The organism is Mesobacillus sp. (assembly GCF_049588175.1).
Taxonomy (GTDB): Bacteria; Bacillota; Bacilli; order Bacillales; family Cytobacillaceae; genus Mesobacillus.
The window spans coordinates 1-1,635 of record NZ_JBAVFI010000249.1 but is presented as its reverse complement, the minus strand read 5'-3'; the positions used below and the strand labels follow the sequence as shown (position 1 = coordinate 1,635).

General features: G+C 44.0%; 2 protein-coding genes. Both read right to left on the bottom strand.

Translation table 11 applies throughout. From position 1 onward, the window contains the following. Positions 1 to 52: 52 nt before the first annotated feature. Complete coding sequence (locus WB217_RS06160) at positions 53 to 961, bottom strand: aminoglycoside phosphotransferase family protein (protein ID WP_423991656.1); 909 nt, start codon at positions 959 to 961, stop codon at positions 53 to 55. An 83-nt stretch (positions 962 to 1,044) separates the two neighbouring features. Then, positions 1,045 to 1,569 (bottom strand): AAA family ATPase, encoded by a 525-nt coding sequence (locus tag WB217_RS06155; RefSeq protein ID WP_423991654.1) that lies wholly within the window; start codon positions 1,567 to 1,569, stop codon positions 1,045 to 1,047. Positions 1,570 to 1,635 lie beyond the last annotated feature (66 nt).

Below are 1,635 nucleotides of genomic sequence, written 5' to 3'. Positions count from 1 at the left end.
GCTCTGTAGTATAAATACTTCTTATTTATTTAACTGCAAGTAAAAATCGTCTTTATAGTAAGCCTTTCTTGTAATCTGCGAGAACCTCATCAATTAGACGTCGGGCAACGCCAGCAAAAACAGGGTTACGGGTTTGATAGTAAGGAAGCGCAAACAGTCCTACTGACAATGCCCAGCCACTCCCGCGTATCCAGGTTGAATCGTCAACTGATAGGCTACTGCGCAACTTTTTTCTTTCTTCGACATTAAGCAAATTCCAAGCGAACATCCAGTCACATGCTGGATCTCCCACGCCAAGGCCTCCAAAGTCGATTATTGCGCTTAATTGGCCATTTTCAACAAGCAGGTTCCCTGCAAGGAGATCCCCGTGAATCCAGACGGGAGGACCTTGCCATGGTTGAGCATGGAGAGATAATTCCCATGCTGAGGTTGCCGCAGCCGTATCAATTGTATTATGAAGTTTTGTCATCACTTCTCGAACACCTTCGTCTCGCATTGCCAGGGGGAAGCCGCGTCCGAAGTTATGATCTCCGGGTGGCGGGCCGCCGGCAGTATCAATACTTTGCAGTGTAGTGACGAAATTAGCTAGTGTGGCAGCTGCTTGGTATGGATTGTCAATGTGCCCCTCGATTGCGTTATCACCCTTGATCCATTGATAAACAGACCAGTGCCATGGGTAGTCCTTCGTTGGTCTGCCTGCCGCGAGCGAGGTAGGAATGGCAAGTGGCAGGCGCGGTGCAAGACTCGGCAGCCAGTGATGTTCCTTCTGCAGCTGCAGAGCTCCTCTTTCGTCAAGGGGGAACCGGACAACCATTTCTTCCCCGAGTCTATAAATTGCGTTGACAGTTCCGGTAGAGTTGAACCGTATAAGGGGGAGGTTTGCCCATTGCGGAAATTGGTACGCAATCAATCGGCTTACAAGTGAAACGTCGGGAACAGCTGGGATTTCAGGGTTGGTCATGGTAATCCTCCTTTTGATATGTAATGAATAAATTTTTGAAAAGACCTATACTTTGCAAGAATACAAAAATAGTTACGGTAGCACTATGAAATATCTAAATCAAAATTAGAGCTGTTCATAATATCCATTAAAATATCATGGGGTTGTTTATTGGTTGTGTCGTACAGATGCAGTTTATTTTCTGGTGTATTTTCAAGTTGTTTCAGCAGAAACAACGAGCGGTCAATTAAGTAAGTATCCCCGCGTTTTTGGATACGTTCAATCAAACGATCTTTATCAGCAAGTAACACTATATATTTAACTTTTACATTCAAATGAGAAAAATGTTGGCAGAACCACTCCAATTCATCTTCAACGATAATATCAATGATGACATTGAAATCATGCTGAATGAGTGTTTGTGTAGTGGAAACGATATTTTTCCACATGATGTTTAATCTTTCTTCCCAGGGGGGTTCAGATCCTTCTCCATACATTTCTAGAAAGTGATCGCCGTCAACGAGTGCGCTTTTCTCCAATTGATTCGCAAGTTCCTTAGCAAGGGTGGACTTGCCTACACCGCAAGGACCAGAAATAATATAAATGGTTTGTTCAGGATTTGTGTTCATTTGCTATTCCCTCCATACGATCATCCGTAATTGTTTTCCTCGTAATGCAAAGGGAAGCAAGAGAAC